The organism is Phycicoccus avicenniae (genome assembly GCF_050496545.1).
In the GTDB taxonomy this organism is placed as follows: domain Bacteria; phylum Actinomycetota; class Actinomycetes; order Actinomycetales; family Dermatophilaceae; genus Phycicoccus; species Phycicoccus avicenniae_A.
This window is the reverse complement of sequence record NZ_JBNVZV010000006.1, coordinates 15,573-35,786: the sequence shown is the minus strand read 5'-3', so window position 1 is coordinate 35,786 and position 20,214 is coordinate 15,573. Positions and strand designations below refer to the sequence as shown.

Below are 20,214 nucleotides of genomic sequence, written 5' to 3'. Positions count from 1 at the left end.
TCACACGCAGCCCTTCGGCTTGGGCAGGCCGGAGACGTAGGCCATCTTCTTGGCCGGCTTGCCGGGGAACAGGGTGAAGAGGGTCTTGACCGGCGTCCCCGTCTGCGTCGAGACGCGGCGCAGGGTCGCGGTCTCGCCCTGGGCGGCGTGGTCCTCGCGCAGGAACCGGATGAGCCTCCAGTGCTCCTCGGAGAGCTCGAGGCCGATGAGGTGGGCGAGCTCCGGGGCGAGGTCCTCGGTCCACTCCTCGGGGCGGGTGAGGAACCCCTCCTCGTTGACGTCGACCTCGTGGCCGGCGATCGTCGTGGTGGTCATCGTGGGTCCTTTCGGCAGGGTGGGGTCAGGCGGGGTTCTTGCCGGCCATCGACATCTCGGCGGGCAGACCGAGCGGGCGTCCGGGGAGCAGGGCGTTCCAGTACAGGTGGCGGAAGGCGAGCTTGCCGAGGTGGTTGGCGCGGGACTCCCCGAGCAGCGTCATCGGCCCCACGCGCGGCAGCGGGAACGTCCCGGTGAGCGGCTCGGTGTCGTAGTTGAAGTCCAGCAGCAGGGCCTTGCCGTGCCCGGACTCGACGAAGCAGTTCGCGTGCCCGTCGAAGCGGTGCGTCATCGGCCGACCCGCGACGTGCTCGACGAAGTTGTCGCAGAACACCTCCACGGAGAAGTGCGCGACCGACCCCGCCTTGCTCGTCGGGATGTTGCTCGCGTCGCCGAGGGCGAAGACGTCGTCGTGCCCGGTGGCGAGGAACGTGTGCTTGTCCACGGGCACGTAGTTGAGCTCGTCGCCCAGCCCGGACGCCGCGACGAAGTCCGCGCCCATGTTCACCGGGACGGTGACGAGCTGGTCGTACCCGATCTCGCGCTCGTCGTAGGACACCAGGACCTTCCGGTCCTGGTCGATGCGCTCGACCATGAAGTCTGCCTCGACGTGGATGTCCCTCTCCTCCAGCAGCCTTCCCAACGTCCGGCTGGCCACCGGCTTGGTGAAGGCACCGTCGAGCGGGGTGACGAAGACCAGCTCGGTGCGTTCGCGCAGCCCGCGCTGCCGGAGCCAGTCGTCGGCGAGGAAGGTGAACTCCAGCGGCGCGACGGGGCACTTGATGGGGAGCTCGGTGATGTGCACGACGAGCCGGCCGCCGGTGAACCGCTCGAGCCGGTCACGCAGGGCGAGGGCACCCTCGAACGTGTAGAACTCACCGACCTCCCGGTGCCACTGCGGGCCGAGGGTGCCCTCGGTCTGCTCGGGGCGGGGGGTGGTGCCGGAGGCGATGACGAGCTGGTCGTACCCCAGCCGGCGACCGTCCCGCAGGAGGACCTCGCGGGCCGTGGTGTCGACCCGCTCGACCTCGGCCAGGACGAGCCCGACGCCGTCGTGGACGAGCGGGCTGCGCAGGCGCCGCACCTGCTGGGGGGTGTACGTGCCGAACGGCAGGAACAGGTACCCGGGCTGGTAGTCGTGGACGTCGTCACGGTCGACGACGGTGATCGACCACTCCTCGCGCGGGAGCCGCTTGCGCAGCGTGTTGACGATCATCGTCCCGGCCGTCCCGGCCCCGAGGACGACCAGCTTCCGTGGCGTACCCATGCTTCAGTACTACTCCGTGTCGTAGACGTTTTGTACCCCCTGGGGCATGTTCCCCGTGTGATCTCGCGGACACCGACGCTGTCCCCGCCCCCTTTGGCTCTGCGAGGATCGAGGGCATGAGCTCCCCGCGCGCCGGACAGCTGGCCCAGCCCTCCGACCTCGTCGACGTCGCCGCCCTCGTCACCGCCTACTACACGCGCGAGCCGGACCCCGAGGACGTCGACCAGCAGGTCGCGTTCGGCACCTCGGGCCACCGCGGCTCGAGCCTGCGCACCTCGTTCAACGAGGCCCACATCCTCGCCACCACCCAGGCGATCTGCGACTACCGCCGCGAACAGGGCTACGACGGACCGCTGTTCATCGGCCGCGACACCCACGGCCTCTCCGAGCCGGCGTGGGCCAGCGCCCTCGAGGTGCTCGTCGCCAACGACGTGACGGTGCTCGTGGACGCCGCCGACCGGTACACCCCCACGCCGGCCGTCTCGCACGCGATCCTCGTGGCCAACCGCGGCAAGGTCTCTGGCGTCGACGACATGCCGGCCGGTCGCGGCCTCGCCGACGGCATCGTCGTGACCCCCTCGCACAACCCGCCGAGCGACGGCGGCTTCAAGTACAACCCGCCGCACGGCGGTCCGGCCGACTCCGATGCCACCAAGGTCATCGCCGCGGCGGCCAACGGCTACCTGCGCGCCGGCCTGGAGGGCGTACGGCGCATTCCCTTCACGCGTGCCCGGGCGGCGGCGCACTCCCACGACTTCATGGGCGACTACGTCGAGGACCTGCCGAACGTCCTCGACCTCGACGCGGTCCGCGAGGCCGGGGTGCGCATCGGCGCCGACCCGCTCGGCGGCGCGGCGGTCGACTACTGGGGCGCGATCGCCGAGCGGCACCGCCTCGACCTCACGGTCGTCAACCCGCTCGTCGACGCCACGTGGCGGTTCATGACCCTCGACTGGGACGGCAAGATCCGGATGGACTGCTCCTCCCCCTCGGCGATGGCCTCGCTCATCGAGCGGCGCGACGAGTACGACGTCGCGACGGGCAACGACGCCGACAGCGACCGGCACGGCATCGTCACCCCGGACGCCGGGCTGATGAACCCCAACCACTACCTGGCCGTGGCCATCCAGTACCTCTACGGCGGCGCCCGACCCGACTGGCGCGCAGACGGGTTCGTCGGCAAGACCCTCGTCTCGAGCTCGATGATCGACCGCGTCGCGGCCGACCTGGGGCGCCGGCTGGTCGAGGTGCCGGTCGGCTTCAAGTGGTTCGTCCCCGGTCTGCTCGACGGCTCGGGCCCGTTCGGCGGCGAGGAGTCGGCGGGCGCGTCGTTCCTGCGTCGCGACGGCTCGGTGTGGACCACCGACAAGGACGGCATCCTGCTCGCCCTCCTGGCCTCCGAGATCATCGCGACCACGGGGCGGACCCCGAGCGAGCACTACGCCGACCTCGTGACCCGGCACGGCGAGCCAGCCTACGCCCGCATCGACGCCCCCGCGGACCGCGCGCAGAAGGCGAAGCTCGCGGCCCTCTCCCCCGGCGACGTCGCCGCGGAGAGCCTTGCGGGAGAGCCGATCACGGCGAAGCTCACCGAGGCCCCCGGCAACGGCGCGGCCATCGGCGGGCTCAAGGTGGTCACCGAGTCGGCGTGGTTCGCGGCCCGCCCGAGCGGCACCGAGGACGTCTACAAGATCTACGCCGAGTCCTTCCGGGGGCCCGAGCACCTCGCGCAGGTGCAGGCGGAGGCGCGCGACGTGGTGTCGGCGGCGCTGGAGGCCTGACGGGCCGCCGGCACGAGGCACTCGAGCCGACCCGTCTCCTCGACGGTGTGCCGGACCCACGCCCGGCACACCGACACCGGGAGCGCGCGGCGGGTCATCGCGAGGTTGAGCGGGCCGGTGCCCGGCAGCGGCGAGCCGACCTCGAGCACGCTGACGCACTCGGTGCCGCGGTGCCCTGTCGACCACGAGTGCTGCACCGTGGCCACCGTGAGGCCGAATCGTCGCCGCACGAGGCGGACCCCCCGCTCGTCGAGCCGCTCGACCCGCTCCACGACGTCGACGCGCTGGTCGGGGTCGGCGTCGAAGGCCTCCACGACGCGGACCCGGGAGCCCGGCCCGAGCAGGCCGTCCGACCCGACCCGCACCGGTTCCCAGAGCACGTGGTCGCGCGGGTGCCAGGCCCGGAAGCGAGTCATCAGCAGCCCGTCGACGAGGCAGGTGCCCTCGACGTGCGACCACCACCACAGGAGGTCCTGCGGGTGCAGCCCGGCCAGGGGCCGGTGCCGCACCGTCACCCGGCGCCGGCGGCCCGGCACCTCGGTGACCTCCCACTGCGCGGTGTCGGGCCCGCGGTAGCCGATCGAGTCCTCGGGGGTGGTCATCGCGGCTCCTGACATCGGTGTCAACTCCCAGAGCGTGCGGCCCCGTCCTTGGCCTGACCTTGGGATTCGCCCGGCGCACCGAAGTTCCCCGGAGGGGTGTGCCGGACGCGCCGTCGTCACTAGGGTGACGCCCGTGGAGGTGGGAGTCCTCGGGAGCACCGTCGCCGTCGGGGCCGACGGGGGCGAGGCCACGCTCGCGCGCAAGCCGCGCGCCGTCCTCGCCGCCCTGGCCCTCGCCCCCGGCCGCGACGTCAGCGCCGACCGCGTCGTCGACCTCGTGTGGGGCGCCGGCCCGCCCCCGGGGGCGCACGGCACCCTCCACGCGTACCTGAGCACCCTGCGCCGGGCCTTCGAACCGGCCCTGGCGCCCCGCACCGCGTCCTCGGCCATCGCCACCACCGACGACGGCTACCGGCTGCTGCTGCCCGCGGAGCGGGTCGATGCCGTGCGCTTCGCCGCCGAGGCGCGCCGGCTGCACGCGGCCGCGGCGCCCCTGTGGTCCCAGCTGGGCCCCGGGCGCTCGCCCGCCTGGCCGTCGGCGGCAGAGGCGGCCACCCTCGCCGACGCCCTCGAGCGGGCCCTCGCCACCTGGCGGGGGCCCGCCTTCGCCGACCTCGGCGACCACCCGGACGTCCTCGCCGAGCGGGCCTCCCTCGACGAGCTGCGCGCCGGCGCGCAGGAGGACCTCCAGGTCGTCCTCCTCGCCCTCGGCGAGCACGCGGCCGTCGTCGCCGCGAGCGAGCAGGCGGTGGCGCGGGACCCGTTGCGCGAGCGCAGCCGGTGCCTGCGCGCCCTGGCCCTGCTGCGCTCGGGTCGCCAGGTCGAGGCCCTGGAGGACCTGCGCGAGCACCGGCGGCTGCTCTCCGACGAGCTGGGGCTCGACCCGGGCCCGGACGTCCGCGCGCTCGAGGGCGCCCTGCTGCGCCAGGACCCCGCCCTGTGGTCCACGCTCGTCGAGCCCCCGACCGACACCCCCGGGGCCGGGTCCCGCCCCGGCTCCGGCTCCGCGCCCACCGTCGCACCGGAGGAGGCCCCGGCCGCCGCGCCCCGGTCCGCGCCCGCCTGGGGAACGGTCGGCCGCGAGCGCGAGGCCGCGACCCTCGAGGCGCTGGTCGCCGAGGCCGTCGCGGGCCGCCCCGGCGTGGTCGTGGTCGTCGGCGAGCCGGGCATCGGCAAGACCCGCCTCGTGCACGACACCGTCGCCGTCGCGGGCCGCCTCGGGGCGACGAGCGCGGTGGCCCGGTGCTCGCACGACGACGGCGCACCGCCGCTCTGGCCGTGGTACGCGCTGCTCGAGGCGCTGGGGGTCGAGCCCCCGGCCGCGGCGCCCACGCCCGACGAGGACGTCGACGCGCCGCAGCGCGCCTTCGCCGTGCAGGAGGCGCTCGTGCGGGCCGTCCGGCAGCGCGCCCGCCGCGACCCCCTGCTGCTCGTCGTCGAGGACCTGCACTGGGCCGACACCCGGACGCTGCGGGCCCTGGCCCACCTCGTCACCGCTCTCGGCCCCGGGGACCGGGTCGCCCTGGTTCTGACCCGCCGTCGCCACCCGGAACCCGCAGGCGCCCTGCTCGACCTCGGCGCGGTCCTCGCGCGGCACGGCGCCGGCGTCCTCGAGCCGGCGGGCCTGGACCCGGCCCAGGCCGCTGCCCTGGTCGACGACCTCGTCGGGGACGCCGGCCGCGCCCCCGTCGCGACGTGGTGCGCCGACACCGGCGGCAACCCCTTCTTCCTCGTCGAGCTCGCGCGGACGGGCCTGGCCGGTGGGGGGTGGCACGACACCGTCCCCTCCTCGGTCACGACGGTGGTCGCCGAGCGCCTCGCCGGCCTGCCCGAGGACACGCGCGAGGCGCTGCTCGTCTGCGCGGCGCTCGGGCGGGAGCCCTCCACACCCCTGCTCGCCCACGTCGGCGGGTGGAGCCCCGAGGTGGTGCTCGAGCGCCTCCTGCCGGCCCAGCGCATCGGCATCGTCCGCGTGCGCGAGGACGGCCGGGTCGCCTTCGAGCACGCCCTGAGCCGGGACGCGGTGCTCGCCGCCGCGCCCGCCGGCCGGGTCTCGCGCGTCCACGCGCGCATCGCGCAGGCCCTGGGGACGGCCCCGGCGCTGGCCCTCGGCCCGACGGAACGGACCTTCGAGCTCGCGCGGCACTGGCGGGCCGCGGGTCCGGTGCACGCACCGGCCGCGTGGCGCGCCGCCGTCGCCGCGGCCGGGCTGGCCCGCCGGGACTGGGCCAACGTCGAGGCCACGACCCTGCTCGCCGACGCCCTGCACAGCCACGCGCTCGACCCCGCCGCCACCGCCGAGGAGCGCTACGACCTGCTCCTGGCCTACGCGGAGGTCGGGGCCCGCGCCGCCCGCTGGCGCCGGGTCGTCGAGGCCGTCGTCGAGGCGGTGGGGCTCGCCCGCGACGCCGACGACCCGCAGCGCGTCGCCACGGCCGTCGCGGCCCTCTCCCGCTACAACATCTGGCTCCCGCAGGCCTACGGCGAGGTCTTCGAGGACCTCGTCGACGACCTGCGCACCGTGCTCCGCTCGGCGGGCGCGCAGGACCACCCGACCCGGTGCCGCCTCATGCTCGCCCTCGCACTCCAGCTCTACTACGCGCCGGGGTACGAGCCCGAGGTGGAGGCGCTCGTCGACGAGGGACTGGCCCTGGCCCGCCGGGTCGGGGACCCCGAGCTCCGGTGCTGGGCGGCCCGCACGGCGTGGATGGCGCTGTGGCGCGCCCACCACCTCGGTCGCCGCCTCGAGCTGGCCCGTGAGGAGATCGAGACGGCCCGGGCCTGCGGGGACGAGGCCGCCGAGGCCGTCGGGAACGCCGCGCTCGCCGGCGCCTGCGTCGAGGCCGGCTACCGCGACGGGTGGCTCGAGCACTCCGCCGCGGCCGAGGCCCTGGCCCGGCGCCGCCGGCTGCCCTACGTCGAGTTCGCCCTGGGCCTGGTCCGCCTCGGACTCGAGCACATGGCCGGCCGCCGCGAGGAGGCCGACGCCACCGAGGCCCGGCTGCGCGAGCTGCGCGGCGAGGTGACGACCCCGGCCGACGACTCGATGGACTTCGCCCTCGCCTTCGCCGCCGGGGCCTGGCGCCCCGAGGTGACGCCCGCGGTCGCCGAGGCCTTCCGGCAGGTCATGGCGGCGACGCCCGACCCGTTCCTCGAGGTCGGGATGCTCTTCCAGCTGGCCCGCGCCGGCCGCATCGAGGAGGTGCGAGAGGCCATCACCCGCAGTCCCCTGCCCCCCGTCCCGGACCTCTGGCACGCGACGATGGAGGCCGCCGAGCGCGCGGACATCTCGGCCCTCACCGGCGACCCGGCACCCGCCCGGCAGGCCCTCGCGACCCTGCGGTCCACGAGCGGGCGGATGGTCGTGGCCGGGGTCTCCATCGGCTTCGGGCCCGTCGACGGCTACCTGGCCGTCGCGCTGGCCGTGCTCGGCGAGCCCGACGAGGCCGCCCGGGCCGCGGCCCGTGCCGAGGCCCTGGGCCGGGAGTGGGAGCTCACGACCTACCTCGGCTGGCTCGCCGAGCGGCGCGCCGCGGTGGGGTTCTGACCCACGGGACTCACGGGGCGTCGGCGTAGCGGAAGGTCATCCGCTCGCGGCGGGCGTAGCGGCCGCGCACCAGGACGTGCAGCACGCCGTAGGCGCGCCCGGCGAGCGCGACCATCCGCCGGCGCCCCTCCTCGGGCAGGCCGTCGAGCGCCCAGGCGACGATGAACGGCGCGTCCTTGACCGGGTAGTACTCCTGCACGCCCTTCTCGGCGGCCGCGAACTCCTCGTCGGTCCAGATGCGCTGGAGCATCGGGAGGACGACGCCCTCCTCGTGCTCGAGGTGCTCGAGGAGCAGCTCCTGGAGGCCCGCCACGCGCAGGTCGAGCGCGTTGCGGTGCGCGTCGCACGGGTGGTCCAGGACCGCGGCGAACGCGGCGGCGCAGGCCTCGAGCTCGGGGTCGATGCCGGCGTGCTCGTCGGCCATCGCCGCGACCTCGGCCCGGTCCTCGTCGGTCCCGCGCTGTGCGACGGCGGCGAGCAGCGGCCAGTACGCCTCGTCCTCGGCGGTGTGGTGGTGGTGCAGGATCGCGGCGAAGCGGGCCCAGCGCGCGTCCAGCGCCTTCCAGGTGGCCGCGTCGCCGGTGGGGGTCCGTGGCACGGCGCGGCGGAAGGCGTCCAGGTCGCGGCGGAAGGCGTGGTGCATCACGTACATGCCGGTCTGGTCGTGGGGGCCCTCCGCGACGTGGCTCTGGCCGGGCAGGTCGAGCTGGCGGGGGTGCTGCAGGACGGTGGTGTCGGGGTGCATCGGTGCTCCTCGGTCGGTCGGCCACCGGTGGGGGCCGTCTGCGACCACCGTGACGGGAGGCGCTTGACCGCCACTTGGGCCGGCGCGCTGCGCCGCGCCGGTCCGGCCCAAGCCGGACGCAAGAGGCGCCGAAGCGGGCCGCGCGAGGGTCTCCCCGTCAGCAGCGACGGGACCGGCGAGGGCCGGCCCACCCCACCGATCCGAGGAGCTCCGATGCCCACCATCACCCCGTCCGACGTCCTGGTCCTCGGAGGCACCGGCCTCATGGGCCGCGAGGTCCTCGCCGCCCTGCGCCGTCGCGGCGCCGGCGCCCGCGTGCTCGTCCGCGACCCCTCCCGCCTCGCCGCCACCGACGACCTCGACGTGCGCGTCGGCGACCTGCGCGACCCGCAGGACCTGCGGGACGCGCTCGTCGGCATCCGGGCCGTCTTCCACATCTCCCCCCACGAGGAGGACGAGGTGGCCCTCAGCACCGCCGTCGTGCGCGCCTGCGAGGACGCCGGGGCCCGGATGGTCTTCGCCGGCGTCGCCATCGCCGGCAACCCGCTCCTCGCCTGGGTCATGCGCCGCTACTTCGGCCACAAGCTGCCGCGCTACCGCGGGAAGCTCGAGGTGGCCCGGATGGTGCAGACCTCGGCCACCCGCCCGGTGGTGCTCGCCGTCAGCAACTTCATGCAGAACGACGAGGTCCTCCTCGACGTCGTCCGCGAGGGCACCTTCGTCCACCCGTGCCACCCCAAGGGGCTCAACCGCGTCGACCTGCGCGACCTCGGCGAGATCGCCGCCACCGCCCTGCTCGACCCGGCGTTCCCGGCGGGCACCTACCCGGTGGTCGGGCCGCGCTCGGTCACCGGGCCGGAGTGCGCGGCCACCTGGGCCTCGGTGCTCGGCCGGCCGGTCCGCTACGCGGGGGACGACGACGCGGCGCTCGAGGCCGCGCTGCGGGCCCACGTCACGGGGCACCGCCTCGAGGACTGGCTCGCCTCGATGCGCCTCATCCGGGGTCTCCCCGTGGCGACGTCGCGCTCGGACCTCGCGACCACCGAGCGGCTGCTGGGTCGACCGCCCACCCCGTACGCCGACTTCGTGGCGCGGGTGGCCGCCGAACACGGCGTCGCGGTGGCCCGGACGCCCTGACGCTCAGGCGGGGAAGTCCGCGCCCGCCTCGAGACGCAGCCGGAGCAGGACGTCGAGCGCCACCGAGTCACCGTCCCGGCCGCCCGCGCCGACCTGGAGCGGGGCGTCGGCGGGCTCGACGTGGACGCCGGCCAGCCGCCCGCGCAGGCTGGGTGCCACGACGAGGACGTACCACCGGCCGTCGGTACCGACGCCGGCCCGCTGGTCGCGCCGCACGTACCAGCCGACGACGTCGGTGCGCAGGCTCCCCCCGCCGCTGTAGGGGCGGGCCCGCAGCCGGACCGGCTCGACCCCGGCCGAGCGCATCGCCTCGGCGAACGCGGCCACCATCGGGGCCGTCTGCCGCGCCTCGGCCTCGGCGGCGCGGGCGGCGGCCGCGTGGTGGTACTCGGCGTTCTCCCGGGCCTGGCGGCGGCGCTCGGCGACGGGGTCGACCGGCTCGCTCGCTGAGGGCGTCACCGTCAGTCGGTGACGGACGAGGCGGCGAGGCGGGCCTGCTCGTCGGAGAGCCAGAGCCCGAGCAGGCCGCCGAAGTGGGCCTCGAACCGCTCCCACTCCTGGGGCGGGTAGGTCTGCTGGATCGTCGAGGTGAGCAGCCGGCGGAAGTCGTCGGAACCGATCCAGTCGAGGACCATCTCGTCGACATGGGCGAGCGTGGTGTCGCAGAAGGCCCGGTAGCGCTCGGTCTCGAAGTAGTCGTCGGCGAGGGCCTGGTAGGCGCCGAGCCGCCCGGCGTGGTCGAGCACCTCGTCGTCGGCCACCGCGAACCACGGTGCGGTGTCGACCTGCGTGCGCGGCTTGCGACCGGTGACGGTGCAGAACGCCGTCCAGCGCAGCAGCGCCGACATCGCCCACGGGAAGTAGTAGTGCAGCGACGTGACCGCGACGTCGGGGCAGGCGTTCGCGTAGTCGATGGGGTACACGACGCCGTCCTTGACCAGCATCTCGCAGGAGTTGAACTCCCACCGGAAGAAGGCGTTCACCGTCTGGCTCGTCGTCACCACCTCGCGTCCGACCTCGTCGCTGAGGAAGCCGTGCGCCACGGAGTACCGGTCGTGCATCGGCTCGTCCGGGCGGAAGCGCATCACCATCGTCTCCGGGCCGATGGTGAGCGACCGCGCGAAGTGCTCGAAGTCCGGGACCGAGGCCTGGAGGTGCATGAGCATCTCGCCGGAGTCGTCGTAGGAGCGGTGCAGGTCCTCGGGGTCGCGGACCATCGACACCCCGCGCCAGCCGCCGCCGTCGAAGGGCTTCATGAAGAGCGGGTACCCGAGCGAGCCGGCGATCTCGTCGAGGTCGAAGCCGCGGTTGTATTTCGCCGACGTGTAGGCCCACCGCGCGTTGTCGACGGGGTTCTTGTACGGCACGAGCACGGTCTCGGGGACGTCGAACCCGAGCCGCATCAGCGCGCAGTACGCCGAGTGCTTCTCCATCGACTGGAACGTGAACGGGCTGTTGAGCAGGTAGACGTCGTCCATCAGCGCGACCTTCTTGAGCCACTCGCGCGGGTGGTAGTACCAGTGCGCGAGGCGGTCGATGACCAGCTCGTGGCGCGGCTTGTCGCGCAGGTTGAACGGCTCGATGGTCATCCGCTCGGTGGTCAGGGTGTGCTCGGTGCCGTCGGGTGCGCGGAGCACCCCCAGCCGGCGGGCGAGGGACTCGAAAGCGGTGGGCCAGTCCTCCTCGGCGCCGAGGAGCAGCCCCACGAGGTGGTCGGTCGGTGCGGGCACGGAGGTCCTTCCGGTCAGACGAAACGGGGCAGGTGGTGGGCGAGCTGGCGCTGCCACCAGGGCCAGTCGTGGGCGCTGTCGTGGCCCCAGACGTCGAGCTCGTGGCGGATTCCCTTGCGGGAGAGCACGTCCGCGAACTCACGGGTGGCGGGCAGGGAGCGTGTGGGTGAGACCTCGAACGGCCCCTCCCCCACGACGAGCAGGATGGAGACGCGCGAGCGCAACCAGTCGAGGTGGTCGCCGTCGGCGTTCGCGACGTACGCGCTCGGGTTGGCGAAGTACGTGGCGTCGCCGAGGTCGCCCCAGCCGTTCCACGTCGTGGGGTCGTAGTTGCCGGAGAGGCCGATGGCCAGCGGCACGACGTCGGCGCGGGTCAGGGCCAGGTGCACCGCGTGGTACGCCCCGAGCGAGGGCCCGACGGCCACGAGGTCGCTGCTGCCGCCGCTCTCGCCCTGCACCCACGGGAGCACGCGCTCGGAGAGCCAGGACGTGTAGGCGCCGGCCCGACGGGCGCGCTCCTCGGTGGGCAGCGAGGAGTCCGACCAGCTCCAGCCGTCGAGGGAGTCGAGGCAGAAGAGACTCATCCGGCCGGCCTCGACCAGCGGCGCGACGGTGTCGAGCATCCCGTTGCCCTCGGCGTCCCGGGCGGCGCCGGCCTCCGACGGGAAGAGCAGGACCGGCCGGCCCCAGTGCCCGTACCGCACGACCTCGAGGTCGGCGTCGTGACCGGGCACCCCGAGCCGGACGCTGCGCTGCTCCATGCCGCACGACCCTAGCGGCGGGTCACCCGGGCGCGCCCTCCGAGGACCACACCGTCCGCAGGACGTCGGTGAGGGTCGGGTCGAGGGCGTCGCGCCACGCCGTGTAGTTGTGCAGGTCGGCGACCTCGCGGTAGCGCACGTCGTGGCCGGCGCGGGTCAGCGCGGCGGCCATGTCGCGGTTGTTCGCGGCGTTCTCCTCCCGTGCGCCACAGGTCATCCCGACGACGAGGGGGTGGTCGGCGTGCCGCATGTCGAGGACGGCCTGCACCGAGCGCGAGATCCGGCCGAAGAACGGGAACCCGCTCTCGGCCTCGTCGTGGCGCACCTGGAAGAACGACCCCGACTGCGCCACGACGCCACCGACGCGTGGTGCGGCCATCATCCCGAGGAGCAGCGCGGTGAGCCCGCCGAGGCTGGCGCCGAGCACCACGACCGGACGGTCGACGGCGAACCGCTCGCCGATGCGCTCCAGCCCCGCGTCGGCGACCGTGCGCAGGTACTGCGGGGAGCCCGAGTACCACGCGTCGCGCAGCACGGGGTGGGTCAGCGCCACACGGTGCGGGGGCAGCGAGCCGGCCGCCACGTGCGCCGCACTGAACCGGGTCACGGCCGCGAGCCGGTCGTACTCGGGGCCGTCGTGGACGAGCAGCAGCGGGGCGGGCTCGTCGTCGGCGAGGTCCTCGGGCGACCAGACGTCGACCGGCACCTCGTCGGCGGTCTCCCCGGCGAGGGCCATCGTCGTGTACCGCCCCTCGACGACCGGCGCGTCCAGCCACCACGGCCGCTCGTAGCCGGGCAGCTCGAGGACCGAGCGGTCCCCGAACGCGGTGGGCACGGTGCACGGGTTGTCGGGGTCGAGGACGACCTCGGTCCCGGACTCCCGCTCCACGGCGTACCGGTACTCGACGCGGTCCAGGGCGGGCTGCGGCAGGTCGAGCGCCCAGTCCGGCGCGTCGTCGTCGCGCGTCAGGGCGCGGGAACCCTCGACGGCACGGTCGCAGTCGAGGGCGACCCCCGTGACGGTCGGGTCGTCGGCCGCGTACCGGAACCGGACGCGGCCGTCGACGAGCTCGGGCGGCACGCTCAGAAGAGGGCGCTCATGAGCGCGGTGCGCCCCTTGCGCACGCGCTCGTCCTGTGCGCCGACGACCGCGAACAGCTCGAGGAGGTGGGTCCGGGCGCGCTCGCGCTCCTCCCCCGCACTGGTGCGCACGAGGTCGAGCAGCCGGGCGAAGGCGTCCTCGACATGGCCGCCGAGCACGTCGAGGTCGGCCACGACGACGGCGGCCTCGACGTCGGCGGGGTCGGCGGCCGCCGCCGCGCGGGCGGCGGTGAGGTCGACCCCCTCGGTGCGCTGCATCAGCCGCACCTGGGCCAGCCCGAGCCGGGCGTCCTCGTCCTTCTCGTTCGCGGCGAGCGCCTGCTCGTAGGCCGTCGCGGCGGCCGCGAGGTCGCCGCGCTCGATGGCGTCGTAGGCCGCCTGGTGCAGCGGCGGCAGCTCCTCGTCCTCGTCCTCACCCTCCACCGGCGCGAGGTCGAGCCGCCCGGTGATGCCGTTCTGGACGGCCGCCTGGAGCAGCTGCTCGACGGCCTGGCCGACCTGCTGCTCGTCGGCGACGCCCGGGAACAGTGGCACCGGCTGGCCCTGGAGCAGGCCGAAGGTGGCCGGCACGGTGGCCTGGCCGAAGGCCTGCACGAGCAGCGGCTGGAAGGCCTGGAGCAGCTCGGGGTGGCCGGTGAGGTCGGCGGTGAGCACCAGCACCCGGCCGTCCTGGCGCGCGGCGACCCGGGCGACGGTGTCGAGGAGCTGGCGGGTCTGCGGGTGGCCCGAGGACCAGAGGACGAGCAGCCCGGCGACCTGCACGGTGCGGGTCAGCGCCTGCTGGAGGTTCTCCGGCGTGACCTCGACGACCAGTCCCTCCGGGACGGCGGCCGGCGCGCCCGCACCCGGGGCCCCGGCCGCGGCGGCCGGCGGCGCACCGGCGGTCGCCGCGCCGGGGGTCGTCATCGCCGTGACGGCGGAGAGGTCGACGGCACCGCGGGTGCCGGCGGGGTCGGGTGTCTGCGTCATGCTCGGATTCTCCCGCAGTCCGGTCGCGGCGTCGCGCAGGGGGTCAGGATCCCTTGCCGCCCACGAGCAGCTCGGTGGCGGCGATGGCGCTCACGTCGCCGTCGGCGGGCACGACGAGCGCCACCGGCTCGAGGCTGGTCAGCGTCATCGACTTCTGGACCTTGCTCTCGCCGACGAGGCTCGCGTAGCGCTTGGGCAGCACGAGCTCCTTGGCACCGGCACGCACGGCGATCGTGTCGGCGCGGCTCATCATCCCGAAGGCCACGACGCCGCCGTCGGCGAGCCGGAAGGCGACGGCGCTCTTGAGCGTCGGGGTGTGCTTCTGGGTGAAGGTCGCGAGCTTGCCCAGGGCCTTGGTCTGGACGGCCGCGGACTGGCCCAGCGCCGTGCCGAACGGGTCGTCGACCGAGACACCGGCCGGCGCCTTCTTCGGGGCCGGGCGGGCCAGCCCGGCCGCGTAGGCGCCGAAGGCCTTCTCGGGGGTCATCGCGAGGCCCTCGCCGTCGGCGACCTTCACGAAGGGCGCCCCGGTCTCCTGCGACCCGAGGCCGGGCAGCTCGGCCCCGGCCAGCATCGGGACCGAGGAGGTGATGCGGAACGGCGCGTCCGGCGAGCCGGACACCATGACGTGGAGGTACTGGGTGCTGGTCGCCTCGTCCAGCGTGGTGGCGAGGATGGCCCGCGGCCACTCCCGGCCGCGGGACTGCGCGAGCACCGTGGGCCTCGGCTCCTTCGCGAGGGCGCTCTCGGTTCCGCCGGCGGCGCTCCGGGCGGCCGCGGCGTCGGCGAAGGTCAGGGCGTCGCCCGACATCACGGCGGCACGGGCGGCCTTGCCCTTCTCGCCCTTCGTGGTGGCGGCGGCCTGCGCGCCCGCGAGCAGCCGGCTCGCGATGGCGGTGGCACCCTCGGCGTCGAGGGGCGCCGCGACGGCCTTCTCGGAGGGGGCCGGGTGCAGGCCGACGAGGGCGTCGGTCGTGCCGCACGCGGAGGTGGTGAGGGCGAGGGCGGCCGCGGTAGCGGCGAGGACACGTCGGGTGGGGCGGGTCACGGAGCGACCTCCTGGTGCTCGGTGGTCGGGTGCTCGGTGGTCGGGGACTCGGTGGTGGTGTGGTGCGGGCGGCGGGGCCAGAGGAGCACGGCGCCGGCCGCGAGGAGGAAGAGGCCGACGAGCGCGGCGACGACGGACTCGACGAACCACGTCTTGTCGACGACGCGCAGCGTCACGGACGCGACCGACCCGTCGTCGGCGGCGATGACGAGCGTCTCCGGCGCGTCGGCCTGCTCGACGGTGAGGGTGACGGGGCCCTCGGCGTCGTCCTGGAGCCGCCACAGGTCCGCGGTGCCGAGGGTCGGCGCCGGGCCGGAGCCGCGGCTGCTGGTGGTGAGGGCCCAGTCACGGACCGAGACGCCGGTCACCTCGACGCGCTGGGCGTCGCCGAGGACGTCGCGGGCGTCGGAGGGGTTGGCCAGCGCCATCCACACGCTGCCGCCGGTGCTCGGCCGTGCGGTGACGACGACGTCGGCATCGACGCGGTTGAGCACGTCGGGCGGGATGACGACGGGCTTGCCGGCCGTCGGGCGGGCGGTGAACTCGGCCGTCCCCGACCCGCCGAGGCGGGTCGCGAACCACACGCCGAGCACGGTGAGCGCGAGCCCGAGGAGGGCCAGCAGCGCACCGGCGACGCGCGTGAGGAGCTTGGGCATGGGGTCTGGGTCCTTCGGTCCGGGGCTCCCGGAGGCGAGGTCCGGGGGTGCGACGTACCCTCCACGATGACAAACGCCCGGGGGCCCGGACAAATCCCGCCGCTCAGGGAGTGAAGTCGCGCGCCCCCACGCGCACCTCCCGCAACAGGGAGAACAGGACGTCGTGCTGCTGCGCGTCGAGCATGCCGAGACCGAAGTCGGCGGCCTCGAGGTCGGCGGTCACGGCCTCCATCGCCTCCCGGCCGGCGTCGGTGACCACGGCGAACGCGCCGCGCCGGTCGGCCGGGTTCGGGACGCGCTCGACGAGCCCCTGCGCGACGAGCCGCTGGACGATGTTCGTCGCGCTCGTCGGGTGCACCATGAGCCGCTCGCCGATCCGCGACATCGAGAGCCGGCCCTCGCGGCTGAAGGCGAGGAGCACGAGGCACTCGTAGCGCGCGAAGGTCAGGCCGTGCCGTCCGGCGATGGCGTCGAAGCGGGCGAGCAGCAGCTGCTGGACGCGCATGACGGAGGTGGCGGTGGCCATCGACCCCGCCCGGGAGTCCTCGCCCCACCGCCGGACCCACAGCTCGCGCGCCCGTTCGATGGGGTCGAAGGGGAGGCGGACCGGCTCGCTCACGGCCTAGACGCTACTGCGTGCTCCGGCGTGGCTGATTCGGTGTCTCGGCCCCACAGTCCCTAGCGTGGGTCGGATGAACGGCTCGAGAAACGTGGCCTGGCGCTCGCACGCCGCCGTGCTCTTCGACCTCGACGGTGTGCTCACCCCCACCGCCGAGGTGCACATGGCGGCCTGGGCCGAGATGTTCGGCGCCTTCTTCTCCGGGATCGACACCGGCAGAACCGGTTTCGAGCACGCTGACACCTCGCCGTACACCGACGCCGACTACTTCGCGCACGTCGACGGCAAGCCCCGGTACGAGGGCGTCGCCGACCTGCTGGCCGCACGGGGCATCACGCTGCCGCAGGGGTCCCCCGCGGACCCGCCGGACGCCGAGACCGTCTGCGGCCTCGGGAACCGCAAGAACGAGGCGTTCACCACCGTGCTCGAGCGCGACGGCGTGCGCCCCTACCCGGGCTCGGTCGCCCTGCTCGACCACCTGCGCGACCTCGGGGTCCCGCTGGCCGTCGTGTCGTCCTCGGCCAACGCGCCCGCCGTCCTCGACGCGGCCGGGCTCACCGACCGGTTCGTCACCGTGGTCGACGGCCGGGTCGCGGCCGCGCTCGGGCTGCCGGGCAAGCCCGCCCCCGACACCTTCCTCCACGCCGCGCGCGAGTGCGGCGCCGCCCCGGGCGAGGCCGTCGTCGTCGAGGACGCCGTCTCCGGCGTGCGCGCCGGCGCGGCGGGTGCGTTCGGGCTCGTCGTCGGTGTCGACCGCGGCGCGGGCGAGGCGGCGCTGACCGCCGCCGGCGCGCACCTGGTCGTCCCGGACCTCGGGGACCTCGCGTGATGGCCGGCACGGTCGGCCCGGACCCGGTCGACCGCACCCGCTTCCCCGCCGACCCCTGGCGCCTCGTCGAGCGCACGCCCGACCTCGACGAGCTCGGTGTCAGCGAGACGCTCTTCGCGGTGGCCAACGGCTACATCGGGATGCGCGGCAACCCCGAGGAGGGGCGCGAGGTCCACGAGCACGGCACCTACGTCAACGGCTTCCACGAGACCTGGCCCATCCGGCACGCCGAGGGCGCCTACGGGTTCGCTCGCACCGGCCAGACGATCGTCAACGTCCCCGACGCCAAGCTGATGAAGGTCTACGTCGACGACGAGCCGCTCGTGGTCGGGCAGGCCGACCTCGAGGATTACGAGCGCAGCCTCGACCTGCGCGACGGCATCCTGCGCCGCTCGCTCCTGTGGCGCACGCCGTCGGGCAAGCGGGTCCGCGTGGAGTCGACGCGGATGGTCTCGATGACCGAGCGGCACCTCGCGCTGCTCACCCTCGAGGTGACGATGGTGTCCGGCGACGCGCCGGTCGTCGTCTCCTCCCAGCTGCTCAACCGCCAGGACGGCGAGGACGAGTACCACGAGCCGGCGGCCAGCCGCGTGGCGCTGGCCGACCCGCGCAAGGCGGGCGCCTTCGAGGGCCGGGTCCTGCTCCCCCGGCTGCACACCGCCGACGAGGACCGGCTCGTCCTCGGCCACCAGTGCGCGAACTCGGGGATGACGGTCACCGTCGCCGCCGACCACCGCGTCGAGATCGCCGACCCCCACGAGGTCGTGGTGCGGGCCGACGACGACCTCGCCAAGACCGTCTACCGCGTCGAGGCGCGCGAGGGCCACACGATCCGCATCGAGAAGCGGGTCGCCATCCACACCTCGCGCAGCCTGCCGGTGCGCGAGCTGCTCGACCGGTGCGAGCGGACCCTCGACCGCGCCGGCCGTCATCCCGTCGCCGCGCTACACGCGGGCCAGCGCGCCTGGTTCGACCGCTTCTGGGCCCGCAGCGACGTCGAGACGGAGACCGGCGACGAGCACGCGGACGCGGTGCAGCAGGCGGTGCGCTTCAACCTGTTCACCCTGGCCCAGGCCAGCTCGCGCGCCGACCGCGACGGCGTGCCCGCCAAGGGCGTGACCGGCTCGGGGTACGAGGGTCACTACTTCTGGGACAGCGAGGTCTACGTCGCGCCGTTCCTCACCTACACCCAGCCCCAGCTCGCCCGGAACCTGCTGCTGTTCCGCAGCCGGATGCTGCCCGCCGCCCGCGACCGTGCGCGCGAGATGTCCCAGCGCGGCGCGCTCTTCCCGTGGCGCACCATCAACGGCGAGGAGGCGTCGGCCTACTACGCGGCGGGCACGGCGCAGGTGCACATCGACGCCGACGTCGCGCACGCCCTCGTGAAGTACCTGGCGGCCACCGGTGACACCGGCTTCCTCCTGCGCGACGGGCTCGCGATGCTCGTCGAGACCGCCCGCTTCTACGCCGACCTCGGCTTCTGGCGCAGCAACGGCTCGCCGAGCTTCCACATCCACGGCGTCACCGGCCCCGACGAGTACACGACCGTCGTCAACAACAACCTCTTCACCAACGTGATGGCCCGCTTCACCCTCGAGCAGGCCGCGCTGGCCGCCGAGCGCGTGCGCGACGAGCACCCCGACGAGTGGGCCCGCCTCGCCCGCACCCTCGAGGTCACCGACGACGAGGTCACCGAGTGGCGGGCGTGCGCGGCCGGGATGCACATCCCGTTCGACGAGGGGCTCGGCATCCACCCGCAGGACGACTTCTTCCTCGACCGCGAGGTGTGGGACCTCAGCCGCACCCCGATGGAGGTGCGCCCCCTGCTGCTGCACTACCACCCCCTCGTGATCTACCGCTTCCAGGTGCTCAAGCAGGCCGACGTGGTCCTCGCCCTCTACCTGCAGGGGCACCGGTTCAGCGCCGCCGAGAAGCGCGCCGACTTCGAGTACTACGACCCGATCACCACGGGCGACTCCACGCTGTCGGCGGTCGTGCAGTCCGTCGTCGCGGCCGAGGTCGGGTACCGCGACGTCGCCTACGAGTACTTCTGCCGCGCCCTGTACGTGGACCTCGCGAACCTCCACGGCAACACCGTCGACGGCCTGCACGTCGCGTCGGCCGGCGGGGTGTGGGCGGCGCTCGTCGGCGGCTTCGGCGGGATGCGCGACCACGACGGCGGCCTGCACCTCGACCCGCGCCTCCCCACCGGCTGGACGTCGCTCACCTTCCGGCTCACGTGGCGCGGCACCCGCATCCGGGTCTCGGTGCGCCCCACCGAGATCGAGCTCGTGGTCGAGGAGGGCGACGGTCCCGTGACGCTCGACGTGCGCGGCGCGACCGTGGTCGTCGCCCCCGGCGCCGCGGTGGTTCGCCCGCTCGACGGCCAGGGCCCCCGGCTCGACGGCACGCTCGGCCCGAAGCCGCACATCGGCGGCACCCGGGCCGACGGCAGCACCATCACCGCCGGTGTGCCCGACCCGATCCCGTTCGACGAGATGGAGCTCCTCGAGCTACCCGAACCGCGCTAGCCGGTCGGCGCCGTCAGCTCCATGTCGACCGCCCCCACCGACACCCCGTCGAAGACGAGGGCGTCCGGGCGGCGGCCCGTCTCGACGAACCCGAGCGTCTCGTAGACGTGCAGCGCGCGGGGGTTGAACTCGAACACCTCGAGGGTCAGCCGCCGCAGCCCGGCGGGGCCGAGGGCGTGCTCGCAGAGCAGGCGCAGCGCCTCGGTGCCGAGGCCCCGGCCGCGCCCCTCCGGCCCGACGAGGCACCGGAGGTTCGCCGTGCGGGCGTCGGCGTCCAGCTCGTTGAGGACCACCTCGCCCACCACCCGTCCCGTCGCGAGGTCGACGACGGCCAGGTCGAGCCGGTCCGGCTGCTCGGCCCGCGTGGCGTACCAGCTCGTGAGGCGCTCGTCGACCGGCTCCGGCTCCTCCGCCTCCGCCGTGCTCTCCACGCTGCCGGTCAGCCGGCGCACCTCGGGGTCGGAGAGGATCTCGGCCATCGCGGGCACGTCGTCCACGGAGAAGGGGCGCAGCCGCACGAGCCGGCCCTCGAGCACGGGCTTGCGGGCGAGGTCGACGGTGGGCATGCGGTCATCC

Annotated in this window: 18 protein-coding genes; 5 read left to right on the top strand and 13 right to left on the bottom strand. The window is 74.7% G+C overall.

The window, feature by feature from the left end; genetic code table 11:
- Both ACQZ2A_RS06830 and sqr read right to left on the bottom strand, forming a co-directional pair.
- Positions 1-315 (bottom strand): TusE/DsrC/DsvC family sulfur relay protein, encoded by a 315-nt coding sequence (locus ACQZ2A_RS06830; protein ID WP_430208738.1) that lies wholly within the window; start codon positions 313-315, stop codon positions 1-3.
- Positions 316-340: 25 nt separating this feature from the next.
- Positions 341-1,582, bottom strand: a complete 1,242-nt coding sequence (gene sqr, locus ACQZ2A_RS06825) for a type III sulfide quinone reductase, selenoprotein subtype (protein ID WP_430208735.1) — start codon at positions 1,580-1,582, stop codon at positions 341-343.
- Positions 1,583-1,698: 116 nt separating this feature from the next.
- Between sqr and pgm the strand changes: the two genes are divergently transcribed.
- Complete coding sequence (gene pgm, locus ACQZ2A_RS06820) at positions 1,699-3,363, top strand: phosphoglucomutase (alpha-D-glucose-1,6-bisphosphate-dependent) (RefSeq protein ID WP_430208732.1); 1,665 nt, start codon at positions 1,699-1,701, stop codon at positions 3,361-3,363.
- Here the strand turns inward: pgm and ACQZ2A_RS06815 are convergent.
- Positions 3,276-3,965 carry a hypothetical protein gene (locus ACQZ2A_RS06815; RefSeq protein ID WP_430208730.1) on the bottom strand — a complete coding sequence of 230 codons (690 nt, stop codon included), beginning with the start codon at positions 3,963-3,965 and terminating at the stop codon, positions 3,276-3,278. The two genes, pgm and ACQZ2A_RS06815, sit on opposite strands and share 88 nt — an antisense overlap.
- A 133-nt stretch (positions 3,966-4,098) precedes the next feature.
- Here ACQZ2A_RS06815 and ACQZ2A_RS06810 point away from each other — a divergent pair, with 133 nt between their 5' ends.
- Positions 4,099-7,512: a BTAD domain-containing putative transcriptional regulator gene (locus ACQZ2A_RS06810; protein ID WP_430208727.1), complete on the top strand. Its 3,414-nt coding sequence runs from the start codon at positions 4,099-4,101 to the stop codon at positions 7,510-7,512.
- A 10-nt stretch (positions 7,513-7,522) separates the two neighbouring features.
- Here ACQZ2A_RS06810 and ACQZ2A_RS06805 read toward each other — a convergent pair whose 3' ends face one another.
- Complete coding sequence (locus ACQZ2A_RS06805) at positions 7,523-8,257, bottom strand: hemerythrin domain-containing protein (RefSeq protein ID WP_430208725.1); 735 nt, start codon at positions 8,255-8,257, stop codon at positions 7,523-7,525.
- 213 nt (positions 8,258-8,470) lie between these two features.
- Between ACQZ2A_RS06805 and ACQZ2A_RS06800 the strand changes: the two genes are divergently transcribed.
- The gene (locus ACQZ2A_RS06800) at positions 8,471-9,394 is read left to right on the top strand and encodes an SDR family oxidoreductase (RefSeq protein ID WP_430208723.1); all 924 of its coding nucleotides are present in this window, start codon (positions 8,471-8,473) and stop codon (positions 9,392-9,394) included.
- 3 nt (positions 9,395-9,397) lie between these two features.
- On the opposite strand, the gene ACQZ2A_RS06795 is transcribed toward ACQZ2A_RS06800, so the two are convergent.
- The 8 genes from ACQZ2A_RS06795 to ACQZ2A_RS06760 all read right to left on the bottom strand — a co-directional run bounded on the left by ACQZ2A_RS06795 (position 9,398) and on the right by ACQZ2A_RS06760 (position 16,278).
- Positions 9,398-9,853: a hypothetical protein gene (locus ACQZ2A_RS06795; RefSeq protein WP_430208720.1), complete on the bottom strand. Its 456-nt coding sequence runs from the start codon at positions 9,851-9,853 to the stop codon at positions 9,398-9,400.
- A gap of 2 nt (positions 9,854-9,855) precedes the next feature.
- Positions 9,856-11,124 (bottom strand): ATP-grasp domain-containing protein, encoded by a 1,269-nt coding sequence (locus tag ACQZ2A_RS06790; protein ID WP_430208717.1) that lies wholly within the window; start codon positions 11,122-11,124, stop codon positions 9,856-9,858.
- A 14-nt stretch (positions 11,125-11,138) separates the two neighbouring features.
- Positions 11,139-11,885, bottom strand: a complete 747-nt coding sequence (locus ACQZ2A_RS06785) for an esterase family protein (RefSeq protein WP_430208714.1) — start codon at positions 11,883-11,885, stop codon at positions 11,139-11,141.
- A 22-nt stretch (positions 11,886-11,907) separates the two neighbouring features.
- The gene (locus ACQZ2A_RS06780) at positions 11,908-12,966 is read right to left on the bottom strand and encodes an alpha/beta hydrolase-fold protein (protein WP_430208710.1); all 1,059 of its coding nucleotides are present in this window, start codon (positions 12,964-12,966) and stop codon (positions 11,908-11,910) included.
- Positions 12,967-12,968: 2 nt separating this feature from the next.
- Positions 12,969-13,955, bottom strand: a complete 987-nt coding sequence (locus ACQZ2A_RS06775; protein WP_430208707.1) for a co-chaperone YbbN — start codon at positions 13,953-13,955, stop codon at positions 12,969-12,971.
- A 43-nt stretch (positions 13,956-13,998) separates the two neighbouring features.
- Positions 13,999-15,003 carry a hypothetical protein gene (locus ACQZ2A_RS06770; RefSeq protein ID WP_430208705.1) on the bottom strand — a complete coding sequence of 335 codons (1,005 nt, stop codon included), beginning with the start codon at positions 15,001-15,003 and terminating at the stop codon, positions 13,999-14,001.
- Entirely contained in the window at positions 15,000-15,659 is a 660-nt protein-coding gene (locus ACQZ2A_RS06765; protein ID WP_430208702.1) for a hypothetical protein, read from the bottom strand. Before ACQZ2A_RS06765 ends, ACQZ2A_RS06770 begins: the two co-directional genes overlap by 4 nt.
- A gap of 103 nt (positions 15,660-15,762) precedes the next feature.
- The gene (locus ACQZ2A_RS06760; RefSeq protein ID WP_430208699.1) at positions 15,763-16,278 is read right to left on the bottom strand and encodes a MarR family winged helix-turn-helix transcriptional regulator; all 516 of its coding nucleotides are present in this window, start codon (positions 16,276-16,278) and stop codon (positions 15,763-15,765) included.
- A gap of 73 nt (positions 16,279-16,351) precedes the next feature.
- Here ACQZ2A_RS06760 and ACQZ2A_RS06755 point away from each other — a divergent pair, with 73 nt between their 5' ends.
- Together ACQZ2A_RS06755 and ACQZ2A_RS06750 are read left to right on the top strand one after the other, a co-directional pair.
- Positions 16,352-17,107, top strand: a complete 756-nt coding sequence (locus ACQZ2A_RS06755) for an HAD family hydrolase (RefSeq protein WP_430208696.1) — start codon at positions 16,352-16,354, stop codon at positions 17,105-17,107.
- On the top strand, positions 17,107-19,638 hold the full coding sequence (locus tag ACQZ2A_RS06750; RefSeq protein WP_430208693.1) for a glycoside hydrolase family 65 protein: 2,532 nt from the start codon (positions 17,107-17,109) through the stop codon (positions 19,636-19,638). Before ACQZ2A_RS06755 ends, ACQZ2A_RS06750 begins: the two co-directional genes overlap by 1 nt.
- Here the strand turns inward: ACQZ2A_RS06750 and ACQZ2A_RS06745 are convergent.
- The gene (locus ACQZ2A_RS06745; RefSeq protein WP_430208691.1) at positions 19,635-20,204 is read right to left on the bottom strand and encodes a GNAT family N-acetyltransferase; all 570 of its coding nucleotides are present in this window, start codon (positions 20,202-20,204) and stop codon (positions 19,635-19,637) included. The two genes, ACQZ2A_RS06750 and ACQZ2A_RS06745, sit on opposite strands and share 4 nt — an antisense overlap.
- Between the last annotated feature and the right edge of the window lie 10 nt (positions 20,205-20,214).

What these genes read in the sequence shown, in the direction of transcription:
- ACQZ2A_RS06745 (WP_430208691.1), bottom strand. Translation starts at nt 20,204, where the DNA reads ATGCCCACCGTCGACCTCGCCCGCAAGCCCGTGCTCGAGGGCCGGCTC.
- ACQZ2A_RS06775 (WP_430208707.1), bottom strand. Translation starts at nt 13,955, where the DNA reads ATGACGCAGACACCCGACCCCGCCGGCACCCGCGGTGCCGTCGACCTC.
- sqr (WP_430208735.1), bottom strand. Translation starts at nt 1,582, where the DNA reads ATGGGTACGCCACGGAAGCTGGTCGTCCTCGGGGCCGGGACGGCCGGG.
- ACQZ2A_RS06765 (WP_430208702.1), bottom strand. Translation starts at nt 15,659, where the DNA reads ATGCCCAAGCTCCTCACGCGCGTCGCCGGTGCGCTGCTGGCCCTCCTC.
- ACQZ2A_RS06805 (WP_430208725.1), bottom strand. Translation starts at nt 8,257, where the DNA reads ATGCACCCCGACACCACCGTCCTGCAGCACCCCCGCCAGCTCGACCTG.
- ACQZ2A_RS06815 (WP_430208730.1), bottom strand. Translation starts at nt 3,965, where the DNA reads ATGACCACCCCCGAGGACTCGATCGGCTACCGCGGGCCCGACACCGCG.
- ACQZ2A_RS06830 (WP_430208738.1), bottom strand. Translation starts at nt 315, where the DNA reads ATGACCACCACGACGATCGCCGGCCACGAGGTCGACGTCAACGAGGAG.
- ACQZ2A_RS06755 (WP_430208696.1), top strand. Translation starts at nt 16,352, where the DNA reads ATGAACGGCTCGAGAAACGTGGCCTGGCGCTCGCACGCCGCCGTGCTC.
- ACQZ2A_RS06785 (WP_430208714.1), bottom strand. Translation starts at nt 11,885, where the DNA reads ATGGAGCAGCGCAGCGTCCGGCTCGGGGTGCCCGGTCACGACGCCGAC.
- pgm (WP_430208732.1), top strand. Translation starts at nt 1,699, where the DNA reads ATGAGCTCCCCGCGCGCCGGACAGCTGGCCCAGCCCTCCGACCTCGTC.
- ACQZ2A_RS06750 (WP_430208693.1), top strand. Translation starts at nt 17,107, where the DNA reads ATGGCCGGCACGGTCGGCCCGGACCCGGTCGACCGCACCCGCTTCCCC.
- ACQZ2A_RS06800 (WP_430208723.1), top strand. Translation starts at nt 8,471, where the DNA reads ATGCCCACCATCACCCCGTCCGACGTCCTGGTCCTCGGAGGCACCGGC.